The sequence below is a fragment of the Mesorhizobium sp. NPDC059054 genome (assembly GCF_042739215.1).
In the GTDB taxonomy this organism is placed as follows: Bacteria; Pseudomonadota; Alphaproteobacteria; order Rhizobiales; family Rhizobiaceae; genus Mesorhizobium.
Genome location: NZ_JBHYHV010000002.1, coordinates 268717 through 287139, shown reverse-complemented (window position 1 = coordinate 287139; position 18423 = coordinate 268717). Strand labels below are relative to the sequence as shown.

The following is an 18423-nucleotide window of genomic DNA, read 5'->3' as shown; positions in this document are numbered from 1 at the left end:
TAAATGGGGGCTCAGACCCCGTCTTGAACGGGATTGACCGCAGGGCCGGTTTCCGGAAGGCTGCCATTGATGGGCTATGCAAGCGAACAAACAGGGCTCGAGGAAGCGCGATTGACGCGGCATGCCGGGCTCGGCGATCTCGAATTGCTGACCGCACGCTACCGCGATCACGCTTATGCGCTGCACACGCATGACAGCTATGTATTCGGCGTCGTGGTCGCAGGCGCCGAGAAGCTGCGCATCAACCGCCAGGCCTATCTGGCCCCTGCCGGTTCGATCATCGTCGTCAATCCCGAGGACCCTCATGACGGCGAGAAGGGCTGCGATGCCGGCTGGGCTTACCGCACCTGCTATCCACGCGCCGAGCTGATGCGCGAGGTCGCGGAAGATCTCGAGCTTGGCCATCTGCCGATGTTCCGCCAAGGCATTCTCGATGCCCCAGACCTTGCCAGCGATTTCGTTCGTGCACATCGCCTTGCCGTTGCGGGCAGGACGATGGAGGCGGAAACGGCGATGCTGATGGCCTTGCGTGGATTGACCAGGCGCTTCGCAGACCGTGACGGCCGCAATCCTTCGGCCGACGATAGTGAAGCAGCCAGGCGCGTTGGACTTTACCGCGACCTCATCGAAGCTGACCTTGCGCGCGCCTTCGATCTCGGCGGTCTGGCCGACGCCGCGCATGTTACCCGCTTCCAGGTGATCCGCGACTTCAAGCGCGTGTCAGGCATGACGCCCGGCCAATACCTGCGCGACTGCCGTATCCATGCCGCCTCGGCCTTGATGCGCACCGACAAGTCTCTGGCTGAAATCGCCTTCGAGACCGGCTTTGCCGACCAGAGCCATCTCACCCGGCTGTTCAAATCCATGCGCGGTCTCCCGCCCGGAGCGTTTCGCGAGGCGAAGTAGGACAGCCAGCATCCGCTGTCAGCTTGATTATGGCGGCATGACACCACCTGCGACGCGCATCATCTCCACAAGTCAGCCGGGCAGTCATCCGCTCGATAGCCGCGCGGCGTCAGCCACACTCGGCTTCTTTCCCCCGATTGAGACTATCTCAGCTTAGCTGCCTTGACTGGTTGCCGGCTCGGTCCAGCCTCGGAAAATCCGGACAGTGTCGCCCAATGATAACAAAATTGTCGACAAAATAGTTGACAATCATACCGGCATCCTGAATATCGGATGGCAGGACACAAACGACGGCAGCAAGATCGTCGCAGTGACACCGGGAGGATGCTTCATGATCGACCACTACATGTCGAGCAATCGGGGAAGAAGCCGATACTGCTGGGCAATGAGCCTCTGAAGCGCATCCCGTATCTCCCGCAAAGGTCGACCCGACGAGGTTCCCCATGCTGGTCTTCACGATAAGCCGCCTCGCCAACGCGATCATGGTCATGCTGGCCGTTGCCATGCTCGCCTTCCTGATATTCCGTCTCGCCGGCGATCCGGTCGAGATGATGGCCGGCGAGACGATGACCCAGGAGGATCGCGACGCGCTCCGAGAGCGGCTCGGCCTCAACGACAGCACCGCAACGCAATTCGTACGCTTCGTCGCCAATGCCGCACGTGGCGATTTCGGCGTTTCCTACCGCAATGGCCAGGACGTGCTGACACTGATCGGCGAACGTTTCCCGGCAACGCTTGAGCTCGTGCTGGTGGCGACGCTGATTTCCCTGCTCGTCGGCCTGCCCCTGGGCGTTTTGACCGCCATCAAGCGAGGGCGATGGTACACGGAATCCCTGCAATTCCTGTCGATCATCGGCGTCTCCCTGCCGAGTTTCGTGGTCGGCATCCTGCTCATCCTGGTCTTTTCGGTCATGCTCGGCTGGTCGCCGTCTTTCGGAAGGGGTGAAGTCGTACAGATCGGGTGGTGGTCGACCGGCTTGCTGACGCCGTCAGGACGCGCGGCGCTCATTCTGCCGGCCATCGCGCTCTCCCTTTATCAGATCACGCTGATCATGCGGCTGGTGCGCGCCGAAATGCTGGAAGTGCTGCGCTCCGATTATGTGAAATTCGCCCGGGCCCGCGGCATCCCGCGCTGGCGCATCTATTTCCGCCACGCACTGCGCAATTGCCTGATGCCGGTGGTGACGATGACCGCCATGAATGTCGGTTCGCTGATCGCCTTCGCGCTGATCACCGAAACCGTGTTCCAATGGCCGGGCATGGGCATGCTGTTCATCCAGGCCGTCACCTTCCTCGATATCCCGGTGATGGCGGCGTATCTGTGCATCATCTCCTTCATCTTCGTCGCGCTGAACACGCTGGTCGACATCACCTATGCCGTGATCGATCCGCGCCTGCGCGCCTCGCACTGAGGAGGCCGCCAGATGACGACCGACATCTCGAAAGCAGCCCCGGCAAAGCCTTCATCCGCGCTGCGGCGTTGGCTTGACAGCGATATCTGGTGGTCGTTCACCCACTCGAAGGCCGCCATGCTTGCCGCAGCGATCTTCGCCATCCTGATCGTGACGGCGGTGTTCGCGCCATGGTTCGCGCCGCAGAACCCGTATGATGCGGCGCAGCTCGACATGTGGAAGGCCGAGCTTCCTCCCGTATGGCAGGAAGGCGGCGAATGGCCCTATCTCCTCGGCACCGACACGCAGGGCCGCGACATGCTCTCGGCCATCCTCTACGGCACGCGCATCTCGATGGTCATCGGTCTCGCTTCCGTCGCTCTCTCCCTGCTGATCGGCATGACCGCCGGCCTGGTTGCCGGCTTCTTCGGCGGTTTCATCGAGAACTTTCTGATGCGCATCGGCGACATCACCCTGTCGATCCCGACGATCCTGATCGCCATCCTCGTCTCAACAGTGGTTCGTCAGCTCCTGCCCTCGGACCTGCGCGAAATCGGGGCATCCGCGGTTCTGGTGCTGGCGATCGCACTATCATCCTGGGTGCAATACGCACGCACGGTGCGCGCGCAGACCATCGTCGAACGCAGCAAGGAATATGTGCAGGCGGCCCGGTTGCTGAGGGTTCCGGCGCGCCGGATTCTGGCGCGCCACATCCTGCCCAACACGCTGACCCCAGTGCTGGTCGCCGCGACGCTGAATTTCGGCATGGCCATCCTGACCGAAGCCACGCTCTCCTTCCTTGGCATCGGCATGCCGCCCGGCCAGCCGTCGCTCGGCACGCTGATCCGTATCGGCAACCAGTTCCTGTTCTCCGGCTCGTGGTGGATCGTCCTGTTTCCGGTGATCCAGCTCTGCCTGCTCGTCGTCGTGGTCAATGTGCTGGGAGACTGGCTGCGCGACGTGCTCAATCCGAAACTGAGGTAAGTGCATGACCAATCTGCTGCTCCGCAACGTTCGGCCTTATGGAGGCACCGCCAGCGATCTGCTGATCCGCGACGGACGCATTGCCGGGATCGGTCATTTCGAGCCGGACGCCGGCATGCCGATCGAGGACGGCGGTGGCGCCATCGCCATCCCCGGCCTGATCGACGCGCACACCCATCTCGACAAGACGACCTGGGGCATGCCCTGGCACGAGAACAACCGGCGCGCCGTGCTGCGTGAACGCATCGACTTCGAGCGCGAGAACCGTGTCGCCATCGGCATCGACCCGCATCGCCAGTCGATGCGCCACGCCATCGGTCTCGCCGCGCACGGCGCAACCCACATCCGCAGCCATGTCGACATCGACCCGACCCATCGCCTCTCGATCGTCGACGGCATCATGGAAACACGCGAGAAGCTGAAAGGCATCATCGACATCGAGATCGTCGCCTTCCCGCAATCGGGCGTCATGGTGATGCCGGGCACCGTGGAACTGCTCGACGAGGCGCTGGCGCAAGGCTGCGAAGTGCTGGGCGGCATCGACCCTTGCGGCATCGACCGTGACCCCAAGGGCCAGCTCGACGCTATCTTCGCGCTGGCGGTGAAACATCAGAAGCCGATCGACATCCATTTGCACGAGACCGGCGATCTCGGTGCCTTCACCATGGAGCTGATGTTCGAACGCATCCGCGCCAACGGCATGCAGGGCAAGGTGGCGATCAGCCATGCCTTCGCGCTCGGCATGAACGACTACTTGCGTGTCGGCCAGCTCATCGACCAGATCGCCGAGCTCGACGTGGCCATCCTGACCACCGGCGCGCCCTCGGCGACCGTGCCTTCGATCATGAGGCTGAAGGAAGCCGGTATCCGGGTCGGCGCCGGCTGCGACGGCATCCGCGACACCTGGGGCCCGTGGGGTCAGCCCGACATGCTCGATCGTGCCAAGGTGGTCGGCATGAAGAACGGACTGCGCTCCGACAATGACCTCGCGCATCTCCTGCACATCGTCTCGCAGGGCGGCGCCGATGTCATGCGCATCGAGGGTTACGGCCTGGCAGAGGGCTGCAACGCCGACCTCACGCTCCTGACCGGCGAGACGCTGGCGCATGCCGTGGTCGACGTGGCGCCCCGCCCCCTCGTCGTCAAGGGCGGACGTATCACCGCACGCAACGGCCAGCCAACGGTGGACATGCCATGACACGACAGATCCTGGATACACTTGAACTCGGCAAGCGCCCTGAAGGCCGCACGCTGATCACGGCAGCCTGGGTGCTTGGCCATCGTGATGGCGGCCACCGGCTGATCCCGAATGGCGAGGTCGTCATCGATGGCGGCGAAGTCGTGTTCGTCGGCACGAAGTTCCCAGGCGAAGTCGCAAGGCGGGTCGATTTCGGCAATGCGCTGGTCAGCCCGGGTTTCATCGACCTCGATGCGCTTTCCGATCTCGACACCACCATCCTCGGCATCGACAACCAGCCGGGCTGGGCCAAAGGGCGTGTGTGGCCGCGCTCCTATGTCGAGGCAGGTCCCTACGAGATGTACAGCCAGGAGGAACTGGCTTTCCAGAAGCGCTTCGCCTTCGGGCAATTGCTGCTGAACGGCATCACCACGGCAGCACCCATCGCCTCGCTGTTCTACCGCGAATGGGGCGAGACGGTCGCCGAGTTCGACGCCGCCGCCGACGCCGCCGGAGACCTCGGCCTCAGGGTCTATCTCAGCCCCGCCTACCGCGCCGGCGGCATGGTGCTCGAGGGACCCGGCCAGATGGTGCCGGTCTTTGACGAACAGCGCGGCCTGGCCGGGCTTCGCGATGCCGCCGACTATATCGGCAGGCAGAACGGCCGCCACGGCGACCTGGTGCGCGGCCTGCTGGCCCCCGACCGCGTCGAGACCTGCACCGAGGAACTGCTGCGCCAGACCCAGTCGGCCGCTGCCGAGCTTGGCTGTAAGATCCGCCTGCATATGGCGCAGGGATCGATGGAGGTCGATACCGTACGCAGATTGCACGGCACCACCGCTCCCGTCTGGCTGGCGCGCGCCGGCCTGCTGAACAACCGGCTGATCGCGCCGCATGCCACCAACGCCACCGAGGAAGATCTCGGCCTCTACGCAGAACATGGCGTCTCGATCGTGCATTGCTCGCTGGTGTCGGCGCGCAGCGGCAGCATCCTGAACTCGTTCTCCAAATGCCGGGATCGCGGCATCAACATCGCGATGGGAACCGATACCACCCCAGCCGACATGCTGATGAACCTGCTGGTCAGCCTCATCACCTGCCGCATTGCCGACAAGGCATCGGACCGCGTGCGCTCCGCCGACCTGTACGACGCAGCGACGCTGGGGGGCGCAAAGGCGCTCGGCCGTGACGACCTCGGCCGGCTGACATCAGGCGCCCGTGCCGACATTGCCGTGTTCGGCCTCGACGATGCCGTGATGGCACCGTCGGTGGATCCGATCACCACACTGGTCACCGGCGGTTCGGGCAAGGTCACGCAGGCCGTGTTCGTCGACGGGCGGTTGTCCATGCGTTTTGGCGAAGTCGCTGGCATCGACATGAAGGCAGCGCGTGAGCGCGCCCAACGGCAATATGAGGGCCTGATCGCGAAATATCCTGACCGCAGCTGGGGCCACCCACCGGTTTCGGACATTTTCCCGCCAAGCTATCCCATCGAGGTCGACGCCAATGGCTGAAGCCCAGCAGGCTGTGCTTGAGGTTCGTGGCCTCAAGGTCGAGTTCCCCGGTCGCCGTGGCGTCGCCACGGCTCTCTCGGATGTCAGCCTTTCAATCCGCCCCGGCGAAATCCTCGGCGTGGTCGGCGAATCCGGTGCGGGCAAGTCGATGACCGGCCTTGCCATCCAGGGGCTGCTGGAGCGTCCTGGGCACATTGCCGAAGGCGAAGTCTGGCTGGCGGATCGCCGCATCGACAATCTGGGCGACCGCGAGATGGAGAAGATCCGCGGCCGCGAGATCGGCGCGATCTTCCAGGATCCGCTGACCTCGCTCAACCCACTGTTCACAGTCGGCGCGCAACTGACCGAAACGATCCGGCAGCATCTCGGCATGGGCAAGGCCGAGGCCAAGGCGCGAGCGATTTCACTTCTGAAGGATGTCGGCATCCCCTCGCCCGAAGAACGTTTCAACCAGTACCCGCATCAGTTCTCCGGCGGCATGCGCCAGCGCGTCGTGATTGCACTGGCGCTCGCCGCTTCGCCCAAGCTGATCATCGCCGACGAGCCGACCACCGCGCTCGACGTTTCGATCCAGGCGCAGATCACCTCGCTCCTGCGCAAACTCTGCAAGGAGAAAGGAACCGCGGTGATGCTGGTGACCCACGACATGGGCGTCATTGCCGAAACGGCCGATCGCGTTGCCGTCCTCTATGCCGGCCGCCTCATCGAGATCGGCCCGGTCGACCAGGTGCTGCGCGCCCCGAAACATCCCTATACGCGCGGCTTGATGGCCTCGATCCCGGCACTCGGCGCGCGTGTCGAGCGGCTCAACCAGATCGACGGCTCGATGCCGCGCCTCGACGCCATCCCACCGGGTTGCGCCTTCAACCCGCGCTGCAAGGAAGCCGGCCCACGTTGCACGCGGGAGCGGCCGGGTCTGTTGCCGGCCGGCGCAGGCGCCAGTGCATGCTGGCTCAACGCGGGAGGAACCGCATGACCGCGATGACTTCACAAGACACGTCGGCGCTCTCGGTCAGCCGGCTGGTCAAGACGTTCGACGTCTCGGCGCCTTGGCTCAACCGCGTCGTCGAGCGCAAGCCGCGACAGTTCCTGCAAGCCGTCAGCGATATCAGCTTCGACGTCCCCTTGGGCGGATGCCTCAGTCTTGTCGGCGAAAGCGGCTGCGGCAAATCCACGGTCGCCCGCCTGGTGACAGGTCTCTACAGGCCGAACGGCGGCGAGATGCGTTTCGCACCGGGCCACGACGGCAAGCCATTGTCGGCACAGATGATCTTCCAGGACCCCTATGCTTCGCTCAATCCGCGCTGGCGCGTGAAGAACATCGTCGCCGAGCCGATCCGCGAATTGAAGCTGCGCAAGACAAGGGCCGAAATCGACGACCGCGTGGTGGAGCTGTTGAAGACAGTGGGCTTGTCTGCTTCCGACGGCGAGAAATTCCCGCATGAATTTTCGGGAGGCCAGCGCCAGCGCATCTCGATCGCGCGGGCACTTGCCGGCGAACCCGAATTCCTGGTCTGCGACGAACCGACCTCGGCGCTCGACGTTTCCGTGCAGGCGCAGGTGCTCAACCTGATGCGGCGCCTTCAGGATCAGTTCGGCCTGACCTACCTCTTCATTAGCCACGACATGAGTGTGGTGCGGCACATGTCGGACCGTATCGCGGTCATGTATCTCGGCCGCATTGTCGAGGAAGGCGAGACGGAAGCGCTGTTCGCCAGACCGCGTCACCCCTACACGCAACTGCTGCTGCAGACGATCCCGAACATCGAGAAGCCGCATCGGGACCGCATCGTCGCCGGCGGCGAAGTTCCAAGCCCGCTCAAGCCGCCGTCAGGCTGCCCGTTCCATCCAAGATGCCCGATCGCGACGGCGCGCTGTTCGACGGAATTGCCCGAAGTGCGAACCCTTGCAAACGGCACGCGCGTGGCCTGCCATCTCGCGGACGATGCGTAGAGGTCGTCCGTCTAGGCCAGCGCGGCGCGCAGATCATGGGACATATCCCGCACTTCCCTCAGGTCCAGCTCGGACTCCACATGCTCCAGATGATGTTCCATCAGTGCCGAAGCCTTCTTGAGGTCACCGGCGGCGATCGCATCGACGATCTCGGCGTGCTCGTCCGGTCCGCAGTTGAAGCGTGCCGTGTTTCGGTAGACGGCCGTGATCAGCGAGGTGCGCGAGATCAGGTCGCGCATCATGCCGAACAGGAAATCGGAACCGGAAATCTCGGCAAGGAGAAGATGGAAGCCGCCGGACAGTTTGATGATGTCGGTGGTTGCGTCGTTGGTGTTGGCGGTTCGCTCCTGGGCGACATGGCCGCGCAGGCGCGACAGATCCGCCTTCGTCACCGAAGCGCCGATGCGTGCGACGACACGGCTCTCCACGGAGCGGCGAATGGTGAAGACATCCCTCGCCTCGTCCACGGTTGGCTGGCACACGAAGGCGCCGCGATTGGGGATGATCGTGACGAGGCCCTCGCGCTCGAGCGCAGCCAGCGCCTGGCGGATGCGCGCGCGGCTGACGTCGAAAATCGCGGCCATCTGGCCTTCCTTGAGCTGCACGCCGGGGCGCAGCCGACGCTCAGCGATCGAGAGCCACACCTTTTCGACGATCTGCTGTATCGAAATGCCTGCCTGTTCGGTCATGACTCTCTTTCCCGCTGTCAGATCGACATCCGCCAAGGCTGACAAAAAGTCAATATTTGCATTGGTCCATGAGCTTTTTTTGTAGATAATACATTCAAAAATTGTCTACAATATTTTGTGTAGGCGGGAGACTCGAATGGAATTCGACTTCACACAGATCGAGGCGGACGGGCGATATCGCCTGCTGACCAATTTTGTCGGCCCGCGGCCGATTGCGCTGGTGACCACGCGTTCGGCATCCGGGCGCAGCAATGCCGCGCCGATGAGTTTTTTCAACGTCTTCTCGCACGAGCCCCCCATCGTCGTTCTTGGCATACAGCCCCGCCTGTCCGGGGAGGACAAGGATACTGTCGCCAACATCCGCCGCACCGGCGAATTCGCGGTCAACATGGTCGATATGGCGTTATCGCAACAGATGCTGGTGTGCGGGCTGGGGTTCGAAACCGATGTCGATGAGCTGGAGATATCCGGGCTTCCCACAGCCCGCTGCAGGCAGATCGATGTCGATCTCGTCGCCAACTCACCCTGCACCTTCGAGTGCCGGGTGGAACGGCTGATCGAATATCCGCGCCGTATGCTGGTTCTGGGCCAGGTCGTCCACATGCATGTGCAGCGCGAGTGTCTCGACGAAGCAGGCCGCTACGTGAACCCGGAGACATATCAGCCGATCGCCCGGCTGCACGCCGACAACTACATCACTTCCGACCGTCAGTTCGTGCTCAAGGCGCCGGCGATCTCGGAGGTCCTCAACACAGCCAAACGCGCGGGCCAGTAAAGTGCATATTCGTCTGATCAATCCCAATTCGACAGCCTCCATGACCGGACAGGCGCTGGACAGTGCACTGAAGGTCGCCAGCGCAGGGACACGCGTGACCGCGGTCAATCCTGTGGGAACCCCGGTGAGCATCGAAGGCTCCGCGGACGAGGCCCTGTCGGTGCCCGCCATGCTCTTTGAAATCCGCAAAGGCGAGGCGCAGGGCGTCGACGCCTATGTGATTGCCTGTTTCGACGATCCCGGCCTGCACGCAGCCAGAGAAATCGCGAGAGGCCCCGTGATCGGCATCTGCCAGGCTGCCGTGCAGGTTGCTATGACCATCAGCCGCCGCTTTTCCGTCGTCACCACCCTGCCCCGCTCGGTTCCGATCATCGAGGACATCGTTCAGGCCTACGGCGCCGGCCATCACTGCCGTGCCGTCCACGCCATCGACCTGCCGGTGCTGGGGCTGGAGGAAGATCCTGAAACCGCTGAACGACTGTTGAGAGAGACGATCGAACGCGCCAAGGCCGAGGACCGCGCGGAAGCGATCATCCTTGGCTGCGCGGGCATGTCGAGCCTGTGCGAGCGTCTGACGGCAGCAACCGGCGTTCCCGTGATAGACGGCGTCACCGCGGCTCTGAAGATCGCCGAGGCCCTGGTCGGTGCCGGTTATGCGACCTCGAAGGTCAGTGCCTATGACTATCCGCGCCCGAAGGGCCAGTTCGCCGAGCACATGGAAGGCATGGCGATACGCGCCAGCGTCTAAAGCGCTTCCAACGGAATTGCTTCTGAAGTTCCCCATAATCGATCGAGTCGCCACCCGGCGACCTTTATCGGCCAGCAGGGGCAAGTTAGGCATGAGCGAAGGCCGTGTTTAAGTGCCGGGATCGGGCAACGCGATGGGTTCGCGGAACGTCCGGCTGATCTGTCCCCAGCCCGGATCGTGCATATGCGCCTTGAGGCCTGCGCGATCCGCCATGGCCTGAGCTTCGCGTTCGCCGAAATCGATGGCTTGTTCGACATCCACGGTCAAGACACGCCCCTCTTCCATCAGGACCTTGCCGTCGACGATCACCGTGTCGACATCGCTTCCGACAACCTGATGGATCAGCCGGTGAACCACCATCCAATTGGGAGCGAGGTGCGGCTGGCGCATGTTGATGATGGCAATGTCCGCCTTCTTGCCGACCTCCAGCGAGCCGATCTCGTGCTCCTTGCCCAGCGCCTTCGCGGCATCGATCGTGATCATCTCGAAGATCTTGCCCGGCGGCAGCAGGTAGCGGTCGTTGTTGTTGAGCAGATGCTGCGTGAATTGCGCCAGGCGCGCGATCTGGAACATGTCGAAATGCCGGCTCGGCGAAACGCCATCCGAAGTGATCGCCACCGGCACGCCTTTCGACATCATGTCCAGGAGCGGCACGGCGCGACCGGGCGGCGCATGCGTCACATGCGTTCCGGTTGCAGCCAGGATATCGACTTCTTCGTGCGAAACGCCCCAGCAGTGCTGCAGATGCACATCCGGACCGAGAAGCGCGTTTTCCTTGTCCTGGAAGGCCATGCGGATCTGGCCTGCGAACGCGTCTGAATGGATGCGGACGCCCCATTTGCGTGCAGTTTCGCGCACTCGTCTCGCCTGCATACGGTCGTTGTCCGTCAACTTGACCGCAAGATCCGGCGTCGTCGGGTTCGATGGGTCGAGCGACGGTACGATCGTAAAGGGCGTGACGAACACGTCGATGCGCCCGTCGGCGCTGCCATTGAGTGCCTCGATGGTCGCTTCGGTTCCTTCGATCATCTCTTCAAAAGAAACGCGCCGTCCCTCGGGCTTGCCGCTCTCCCAGCGCGTGACGGGATGCGGCCAAGGCAATCCGGCCGGACCGACGCAGATCACGTCCCGAAGCCCGATCTCGGAATAGGCCCTGGCATGATTGATCGCGAAGGCCGGATCGTCGCTTCGGGGCATCGACGAAATGATGCTCACCCCGGTTGTGACGCCGGCTCGCAAGCGCTCCAGGCCGCCGACCAGTCCGTCCGCGTACCAATAATCGCGGGTCGCGTAGTGGTAGTAGATCGGCGTGACGATCCGCATCCATAGCGAGTAGGTGTCCGCAGCTACGGAGCGGATCAATGCGTGTCCGGCATGGCCATGTGCATCGACGATGCCCGGAACAATGAGTTTGCCGCGGCAATCGACAATCTTCTTGTCCTGGTGCCGCGGTTCGAGGTCCTCCGCGGTTCCGATGTCGACAATCCTGTCGCCCAAGATAGCAACAGCACCATCGTCGATCACACGCCGATCGGCATCAACGGTGACAATGGTTCCGTGAAGCAACAGCAATCCGTTCACGTCTTCTCCTCCGAGGCGCTCCCAGTACCAGGTATTTTGCTATCGATTTATGCAATTTACGTCAACAATATTGTTGACAATCTTGTCGAGCGTAGTGATTGTGAAAATCGAGTGAGGAACCTGGGAGGTGAACATGTCCTGCTTGAAAAGCTTGCTGGCCGGCGCAGTGGCCGTGGTGGCGCTGACAGCATCGGCCAATGCGGAAACGCTACGCTGGGGCAGCCGCGCCGATATCTATTCGCTGGATCCGGATTCTGTACCTTCGACCGCCAACCTGGCCTTCCTGAACCATATCTATGAAGGGCTGGTCCGCTACGACGCGGACTTCAAGATCGAGCCGGCGCTCGCGACGGAATGGAAACTGATCGACAACAAGAAATGGCGCTTCACCTTGCGCAAAGGCGTGAAGTTCCATGACGGTGCCGACTTCACTGCGGACGACGTCATCGCCTCGCTCAAGCGCGTCAGCGACCCGACGTCACCGCTGCGCGGCAACATCCCGCTTTATGTGAACAGCACCAAGGTCGACAATTACACGGTCGATGTCGAGGTTTCGGCGCCGACGTCCCTGTTCCTCAACGACATGACCAACATCTTCATGTTCAGCGCGAAGTGGTTGAAGGACAACAACACCGAAAAGCCGACCGACGTCGCGACCAAGACGGAAGGGTATGCCACCCACAACACCAACGGCACCGGTCCGTTCAAGCTGGAGAGCCGCACGCCGGACAGCAAGACCGTGATGGTCGTCAACGACAAGTGGTGGGACCAGAAAAAGCACAATATCGACCGCATCGAGTTCCTGCCGATCGCTTCGCCCGCGACCCGCGTGGCCGCACTGCTCTCCGGTGAAGTCGATCTGGTCGACTCCGCTCCAATCCAGGATCTTCCCCGGCTCGAAACCTCGCCGGGCATCACCGTGAAGAAGCGCACTGAACTGCGCACGGTCTTCATCGGCTTCAACCGTAAGGAAAAACTCGAGGACGGCCGCGAGAATCCCTTCAACGATCTGCGAGTACGGCAGGCCGTTGAAGCCGCTATCGATCGCGACCTGATCAACAAGAAGGTGATGCGTGGCCTCGCCCGCCCGTCTGGCTCTTTGATCGCTCCAGAAATCTCCGGCTACGCCAAGTCGCTCGACACTTACAGCCCTGCCGATCCGGCACGCGCCAAGAAACTTCTTGCAGAAGCCGGCAAGGAAGGCCTGAAATTCACCTACATGTGCACGAATGACGAGAGCATCAACGAGGAGGATTTCTGCGCCGGCGTCACCAACATGCTGAAGCGCGCCGGCTTCGACCCGACGATCGACATCGCGCCGCGCGCCGTCCAGTCGCCGAAGCGTTCGAACGGCAAGGCCGACGTCTTCAACCTGAGCTGGGCAAACGAGCCGACGCTTGACGCCTACTCCCTGCTCGCCCAGGTCCTGGAGACCAAGACCGGTAAAGTTGGCGTCTCCAACTATGGCGGCTGGTCCTATCCCGACCTCGACAAGCTGGTCGAACAGGCGGTTCAGGAGCCGGACAATGCCAAGCGGCTGCAGCTCGAGGAGGCCGCCCTCAAGATCGCCAAGGATGACACGATCCTGATCCCGCTGCATCAGCAGCCGATCGCCTGGGCAATGCAGGGCAAGGTCAAGAGCATCGACTTCCGGGCCGACAACAAGCCCCGCCACTGGCTGACGCAGATGGGCGAGTGATCCGGTCCGACAAGAGACCGTACCTCTCAACTCCTGGCGCTTCACCCCCGGTGAAGCGCCATTTCTTTAGACGCTGAGAATCTTGCCGATCCGACAACGACGGATCGGGCTGCCTACGCCCCGATCTGGAAGAACGTCAGGTCAGCCCTGGATCACCGGCAGGGATCTGGGCGCCAGCTCCGCGATGTTGCGGCCGCGCGGATCGAAAAGTCCTGCCCGCGAGCAGGCCCAATCCTGCAACGCCTGCATTTCGCGTAGCGCGCCATCATAGTCGATGCCGGTCGGCCGGCCCTTGTCCACCGTCAATCGCCCGTCGACATAGACATGCTCCACCGCACGTTCGGCGGCGCAATGGAGCAGGCTGCGCAACGGGTCGTAAACCGGCCGCATCGTCGGCGCATCGAAATCGACCACGACCAGATCCGCCTTGGAGCCGACGCTCAACCTGCCGATATCGGAGCGGCCGAGCGCACGGGCGCCGGCCAGCGTCGCCGCCTCGAAGATATCACCGGTCGAGAGATCGAAAACACTCCTGCCGCCGAGCCGCGAGCAGATCAGCGCTTGCCGCATCTCTTCCAGCATGTTGAACGGATAGCTGTCGGTGCCAATGGCGACATTGACGCCGGCGCGGCGGTAGGCCCCCAGCGTCTCCAGCGCCATGCCGCTGCGCGCGAAGGTGACCGGGCAATGTGCCACGCTGGTGCTACGCTCCGCCAAAGTAACGAGATCGTCGCGCGTGCGCTGCCGCGTCCAGGAATGATGGTCGGTGAAGATGCAGTGGCCGATGATGACGTCCGCTCCGAGCACACCAAGCTGGTCGAGATACTGCACGGCAGTCAGGCCGGTGCGGCGCACCAGCTCCTCGTGCTCGGCCATGGTCTGCGCGGCATGGACGGTGAGCCGCATGCCACGCTTGCGCGCTTCATGGGCGGCATCGGCCAGCAAGTCCGGCCGGCAGGTCTCGACCTGCGACGGCGAAACGACGCCATCCAGCCGGCCGCTTGGATGCGCCTTCGCCCGATCGACGAAATCCAGGGCTCGCGCAAACGCGTCGCGGCCAGCCTGGTCATCCCATTCGAAATCGAGGCGGTGGCTGTCATGGACCATCCAGTTCGCCTGGCGGAAGCCTGGGGCAAGGTAACCACGCACACCGCTTTGCGCCGCGATGTCGAGCCAGGCGTCATGGATGCCGGCAATGTCGAGCACCGTGGTCGCGCCCGAACGCATCAGGTCGCCGAGCATGACGGTCAGGCAGGCGGCGCGGGCATCCGCGCCACCATCGATCACCGAGGAGTATTCGTACATGGCCTGGCCCCAAAGCGCGGCGGTGCCGACATCCTCGAAAATGCTTTTGGCCATGGGCTCGTCATGCGAATGGCAATGAATATCGATCAGCCCCGGCATGACCATACGCTCTTTGCCGGAGAGTTCGGTGGTCGCCTGTCCTTCAAAGCGGCCGCCGACGCAAAGCAGCCCGGTTTCGTCGAAGGCGACGTCGCCACCGTGGCGGTAGACCTGCCGGTCATTGTCCGCGTCATAGGCAACGATGGTATCGACGTCGCGGATAACCGTGATCTCAGTCATGACCTACCCTGAAACGTTTTTCGAGAAAGCGGCTGTAAGCACCCATCAGGGCGCTGAAGACGAAATAGACGACGGCGGCGAAGAGATAGCCTTCCAGCACCGCGATGCCCTGCCAGTTGGGATCGCGCAGTGCGGTGCGCACGGTGTTCAGGAAATCGAGCAGGCCGACGATGGTGACCAGCGTCGTGTCCTGGAAGAAACCGATGAACAGCGAGACCAGCGGTGGAATGACGGTCTTCAGCGCCTGGGGAATGATCACCAGGAACGTGTATTGCCAGTAGTGGAGCCCGAGCGCCTGGGCGGCCTCGGTCTGGCCGCGCGGCAGGGCCTGAAGTCCGGCGCGCACGATCTCGGCGATGTAGGCCGCGGCAAACAGGATGATCGCGACCTGGGCCCGCAGCAATTTGTCGATCGTCACGCCTTCCGGCATGAACAGAGGCAGCATCACCGACGCCATGAACAGGATGCTGATCAGCGGCACGCCGCGCACCAGTTCGATGAAGGTGACGGCGAGAATGCGGATGGCCGGCAGATTGGAGAGCCGTGCCAGCGCAAGCAGGATACCGAGCGGGAGGGCCAGGACGAGCCCGACAAAGGTCAGCATGAAGGAAAGCGGCAGGCCGCCCCATTGCGACGTCGGCACGGTGGTCAGGCCGAATACGCCGCCCGCCATCAGCACGAACAGCAGCGGCAAAAGTACGATCCAGCCGGCGATCAAGGGACGGCCCCACAGCCGTGGGATGCCCGAGACCGCCATGGCAGCGATGAACAGCAACGTCGCGGCCAGCGGCCGCCACTGCTCGTCGAACGGATAGATCCCGAAAAGCATGTAGCGCAGCTTGTCGGCGAGATAAGGCCAGCAGGCGCCTGAAGCGACCTTGCAGTCTTCCGGCGTGCCGGTGAACACCGCATTGACCAGCAGCCAGGAGATCACAGCCTTGGCAGCCAGCGCAAAGACCGCCAGGCAAATTAGCGTGACGACCGAATTGCCTACTGTACCAAAATAGGCATGCAGCCCACCACCCTGCCGGTGCCGAGGAGCCCTATCGCTTGCCATTGCGGATTGTTCGCTCATGACTGGCGTTCCCTGAGCGCGACATGCCCGTTGTACCAGTTCATCACCGCAGAGGTGGCGAGCGAGAGGATCAGATAGGTCAGCATGAACAGCGCAATCGGCTCGATCGCTTGCCCGGTCTGGTTCATGATGGTGTTGGAGACCATGACCAGGTCGGGATAACCGATCGCGATCGCCAGCGAACTGTTCTTGAACGTCGTCACATAGACATTGGTAAGCGGCGGCACGATCACCCTGAGCGCCTGCGGCAGGATGACCAGGCGCATCGCCTGCCCGTCCGAGAGACCGAGAGACTTCGCCGCCTCGCGCTGTCCCTTGCGGATCGCCAGGATGCCGCTGCGCACGATCTCGGCGACATTGGCAGAGGCACTGAGCGTCAAGCCGACAAGCAGAGCGACGAATTCAGGCTTCAGATGCGCCCCGCCGGTCAGGCGAAACTTGCCGAGTATCGGCCAGTCGACTTCGCCGCTGATATCGAAAAGCAGTGCGGCCACGACGATGGGCAGCACCAGCAGTGCAAGGGCCACAGGCCAGGCTGGTAATGCTTTGCCGGTGGTGATGCGCCTGTGGCGCACGACCTTGAACCAGATGACGGCGGCGGCAATGCCGATGGCGACTGCGGCAACGGCCACCCAGAAGCCGGAATTCCAGATGACGGCCGGCACGACCAGGCCGCTGTTCGAGACATAGACGCCAGGCAGCAGCGTAATGGCTTGCCTGACCGGCGGCAGCGTGAAGATGATGACCGAGTACCAGAGGAACAGGTAAAGCAGCAGCGGCACGTTTCGTAGCGCTTCGACGTAAAAAAGCATCAGCCGCGACAGAAGCGGATTGCTGGACAAGCGCGCAATGCCGACAAGCGTGCCGATGACGGTGCTGAACACGATGGCCAGCAGCGCCACCTTGACCGTGTTGAGCAGGCCGACCAGCAGCGCCCGCGCGTAGCTGTCCGAGGGCTCGTAGGCGATCGGCGTCTCGCTGATGACAAAGCCGGCTTCACGGCCGAGATAGCCGAAACCGGTCGCTATGTCCTGCTTGGCGAGATTGGCGAGCGCATTGCTGAGCAGATACCAGCCGACGGCAATGACCGCCGCAACGCAGATGACCTGATACGCCAGTTCACGGGCACGCCGGTTTCGCAGCAGAACAATGGGCGACACGCCGTGTTCCCTTTAAGGTCGGATTGAGAAGTATGGCGCATGTCCGCGGACATGCGCCATATCAGGTGATCGGCTTACCGGAAGGGCGGCGGATAAAGCAGGCCGCCATTGTTCCACAACGTGTTCGGGCCGCGGCTCAAGCCGAGTGCGGTCTTTTCACCAAGGTTGCGGTCGAAGACTTCGGCATAATTGCCGACCCGCTTGATGATGTTGTAGCCCCATTTCTTGTCGAGGCCGAGCATCGGGCCAAGATCATCCGCCCCACCCAGCATGCGCTGGATTTCCGGGTCCGCGCTTTTGACCTGCTCGTCGACATTGGCTTGCGTGACGCCCTTTTCCTCCGCAGCCATCATCATCCAGACCGACCAGGAGACGATATCGCGCCAATTGGAATCATTCTGACGCACAGCCGGCGCCAGCGGCTCCTTCGAGATGGTTTCCGGCAGGATCACATAGTCGCCCGGGCTCTTCGAACCGGCTCGAATAGAGGCAAGGTCGGAGCGGTCCGACGAGACCGCATCGCAGCGGCCCGAGAAGAAGGCGTTGTTGTTTTCGTCCGGGTTCTCGAACACCACCAGCTCGAACTTCTTGCCGGTCGTGCGGAAGAAGTCAGCGAGGTTCTGGGCCGTCGTGGTGCCGGGCAAGGTGCAGATCGCAGCGCCATCGAGTTCCTTGGCGCTGTTGATGCCGAGGCTCTTTGCCACCATCAGGCCCTGTCCGTCGTAAAACACCGCCGGGCCGAAATCGATACCGAGCGAGGCCTCGCGCGAATAGGTCAACGTCGTCTGGCGCGATAGAATGTCGATCTCACCCGACTGCAGGACCTGGAAGCGCGTGTTGATGTTGGTCATCACGAAGTCGACCTTGTTCGGATCCCCGAACACGGCACTCGCGACCGCGCGACACACATCGACGTCGAAACCCGCAAACTTGCCCTGCGCATCGGCGAGCGCAAAGCCTGTCGTCCCCATCGAAACGCCGCAGATCAGTTTGCCGCGTGCCTTCACCGTCTCCAGCGTCGACGCGGCTTCCGCCGCGACAACGGAAGTGCCCAGAAGCAGCGCGGCAGCCGCGATGCGGCGTGCCGTCCGAAATAGTGCCATTTGTCCTCCCAAGCGGTTCTGACGGAATCTCCGCCGACCGTCACTTTTTTCAACATGGCAATCCAATCAAATTGCCGACAATTC

Annotated in this window: 16 protein-coding genes; 10 read left to right on the top strand and 6 right to left on the bottom strand. The window is 62.7% G+C overall.

Going from position 1 to position 18423, the window contains the following annotated elements; translation table 11 throughout:
- Positions 1-111 precede the first annotated feature (111 nt).
- From ACFWXH_RS09215 to ACFWXH_RS09185, 7 genes are all read left to right on the top strand, one after another.
- Positions 112-906, top strand: coding sequence for an AraC family transcriptional regulator (locus tag ACFWXH_RS09215; RefSeq protein WP_379119484.1), 795 nt, complete (start codon positions 112-114; stop codon positions 904-906).
- Between the two features lie 443 nt (positions 907-1349).
- Entirely contained in the window at positions 1350-2318 is a 969-nt protein-coding gene (locus ACFWXH_RS09210; RefSeq protein ID WP_054308367.1) for an ABC transporter permease, read from the top strand.
- A 12-nt stretch (positions 2319-2330) separates the two neighbouring features.
- Entirely contained in the window at positions 2331-3281 is a 951-nt protein-coding gene (locus tag ACFWXH_RS09205; protein ID WP_379119482.1) for an ABC transporter permease, read from the top strand.
- Between the two features lie 4 nt (positions 3282-3285).
- The gene (locus ACFWXH_RS09200) at positions 3286-4479 is read left to right on the top strand and encodes an amidohydrolase family protein (RefSeq protein ID WP_379119480.1); all 1194 of its coding nucleotides are present in this window, start codon (positions 3286-3288) and stop codon (positions 4477-4479) included.
- Positions 4476-5972 (top strand): amidohydrolase family protein, encoded by a 1497-nt coding sequence (locus ACFWXH_RS09195; protein WP_379119478.1) that lies wholly within the window; start codon positions 4476-4478, stop codon positions 5970-5972. Before ACFWXH_RS09200 ends, ACFWXH_RS09195 begins: the two co-directional genes overlap by 4 nt.
- Complete coding sequence (locus ACFWXH_RS09190; RefSeq protein ID WP_379119476.1) at positions 5965-6948, top strand: ABC transporter ATP-binding protein; 984 nt, start codon at positions 5965-5967, stop codon at positions 6946-6948. The genes ACFWXH_RS09195 and ACFWXH_RS09190 overlap by 8 nt, the downstream gene beginning before the upstream one ends.
- Positions 6945-7925, top strand: a complete 981-nt coding sequence (locus ACFWXH_RS09185) for an ABC transporter ATP-binding protein (protein WP_379119474.1) — start codon at positions 6945-6947, stop codon at positions 7923-7925. The genes ACFWXH_RS09190 and ACFWXH_RS09185 overlap by 4 nt, the downstream gene beginning before the upstream one ends.
- An 11-nt stretch (positions 7926-7936) precedes the next feature.
- Here ACFWXH_RS09185 and ACFWXH_RS09180 read toward each other — a convergent pair whose 3' ends face one another.
- Positions 7937-8614, bottom strand: coding sequence for a GntR family transcriptional regulator (locus ACFWXH_RS09180; RefSeq protein ID WP_054308372.1), 678 nt, complete (start codon positions 8612-8614; stop codon positions 7937-7939).
- 136 nt (positions 8615-8750) lie between these two features.
- Here ACFWXH_RS09180 and ACFWXH_RS09175 point away from each other — a divergent pair, with 136 nt between their 5' ends.
- Together ACFWXH_RS09175 and ACFWXH_RS09170 are read left to right on the top strand one after the other, a co-directional pair.
- Positions 8751-9389: a flavin reductase family protein gene (locus ACFWXH_RS09175; RefSeq protein WP_379119471.1), complete on the top strand. Its 639-nt coding sequence runs from the start codon at positions 8751-8753 to the stop codon at positions 9387-9389.
- A gap of 1 nt (position 9390) precedes the next feature.
- Entirely contained in the window at positions 9391-10137 is a 747-nt protein-coding gene (locus ACFWXH_RS09170; RefSeq protein WP_379119469.1) for an aspartate/glutamate racemase family protein, read from the top strand.
- Between the two features lie 108 nt (positions 10138-10245).
- On the opposite strand, the gene ACFWXH_RS09165 is transcribed toward ACFWXH_RS09170, so the two are convergent.
- A complete protein-coding gene (locus ACFWXH_RS09165) occupies positions 10246-11718 on the bottom strand; it encodes an amidohydrolase family protein (RefSeq protein ID WP_379119467.1) in 1473 nt (490 codons plus the stop codon).
- A gap of 133 nt (positions 11719-11851) precedes the next feature.
- Here ACFWXH_RS09165 and ACFWXH_RS09160 point away from each other — a divergent pair, with 133 nt between their 5' ends.
- Positions 11852-13417, top strand: coding sequence for an ABC transporter substrate-binding protein (locus ACFWXH_RS09160; RefSeq protein ID WP_379119465.1), 1566 nt, complete (start codon positions 11852-11854; stop codon positions 13415-13417).
- A 141-nt stretch (positions 13418-13558) separates the two neighbouring features.
- On the opposite strand, the gene ACFWXH_RS09155 is transcribed toward ACFWXH_RS09160, so the two are convergent.
- The 4 genes from ACFWXH_RS09155 to ACFWXH_RS09140 all read right to left on the bottom strand — a co-directional run bounded on the left by ACFWXH_RS09155 (position 13559) and on the right by ACFWXH_RS09140 (position 18339).
- Positions 13559-15001 carry an amidohydrolase family protein gene (locus ACFWXH_RS09155; RefSeq protein WP_379119463.1) on the bottom strand — a complete coding sequence of 481 codons (1443 nt, stop codon included), beginning with the start codon at positions 14999-15001 and terminating at the stop codon, positions 13559-13561.
- Positions 14994-16076: an amino acid ABC transporter permease gene (locus ACFWXH_RS09150; protein ID WP_379119461.1), complete on the bottom strand. Its 1083-nt coding sequence runs from the start codon at positions 16074-16076 to the stop codon at positions 14994-14996. The genes ACFWXH_RS09155 and ACFWXH_RS09150 overlap by 8 nt, the downstream gene beginning before the upstream one ends.
- Entirely contained in the window at positions 16073-17236 is a 1164-nt protein-coding gene (locus ACFWXH_RS09145; RefSeq protein WP_379119458.1) for an amino acid ABC transporter permease, read from the bottom strand. The genes ACFWXH_RS09150 and ACFWXH_RS09145 overlap by 4 nt, the downstream gene beginning before the upstream one ends.
- A gap of 74 nt (positions 17237-17310) precedes the next feature.
- Positions 17311-18339 (bottom strand): amino acid ABC transporter substrate-binding protein, encoded by a 1029-nt coding sequence (locus ACFWXH_RS09140; protein WP_379119456.1) that lies wholly within the window; start codon positions 18337-18339, stop codon positions 17311-17313.
- Positions 18340-18423 lie beyond the last annotated feature (84 nt).